The 730-nt window shown below is 65.8% G+C and carries 1 protein-coding gene; it reads left to right on the top strand.

The window, feature by feature from the left end:
• The coding region (locus AQI88_RS41035) for a polyketide synthase dehydratase domain-containing protein (protein WP_208616087.1) at positions 1-730 on the top strand (730 nt) is incomplete at both ends.

The raw sequence follows: 730 nt of genomic DNA, 5'->3' as shown, positions 1-730 counted from the left end.
AGGCTGGTTGTGGGCAAGTTGAGGAACTGCTGATCGAGACGCCGTTGGTGTTGTCGGCGCGTGGTGGGGTCCGGGTGCAGGTCACCGTGGAGGGGCCGGATGAGGCCGGCCGTCGGGTGGTTGGTGTTTACGCCCAGTCCGAGGACACCGCGCTCGAGGGGGAGTGGATCCGGCATGCCGCGGGTGTTGTGGCGCCCGTCGATGTTGTTGTGGCTGAGGGTGGGGGGTTGTCGGTGTGGCCGCCGGCTGGTGCGGTTGCGGTGGATCTGGGTGGGTTTTATCCGGCGTTGGCTGAGGTGGGGCTTGTTTATGGGCCGGTGTTTCGGGGGGTGCGTGCGGCGTGGCGGCGTGGTGAGGAGTTGTTTGCTGAGGTGGCGTTGCCGGATGACGTGAGTGCGGGTGGTTTTGGTCTGCATCCGGCTTTGCTGGATGCTGCGCTGCACGTGATCGTGGGTACGGGTGAGCGGCGGGAGTTGCCTGAGGTTCCGTTTGCGTGGGGGCGGGTCAGCCTGCATGCGGTGGGTGCGTCTGTGGCGCGGGTGCGGGTGACGCCGTCGGGGGCTGGTGAGGGTGTGTCACTCATCTTGGCTGATGAGGTTGGTGGGTTGATTGCTTCGGTGGGGTCGTTGGTGTTGCGGCCGTTGTCCGCCGGTGTTGCGTCGGCTCGTGATGGTTTGTTCGGTGTGGAGTGGGTGCCTGCTTCGCTTGGTGGTCAGCCTGTCGGGTCTGA

It is taken from the genome of Streptomyces cellostaticus, from assembly GCF_001513965.1.
Taxonomy (GTDB): domain Bacteria; phylum Actinomycetota; class Actinomycetes; order Streptomycetales; family Streptomycetaceae; genus Streptomyces; species Streptomyces cellostaticus.
Note: the sequence above shows the minus strand (reverse complement) of the source record. Positions and strands in the feature narration are given on the sequence as shown.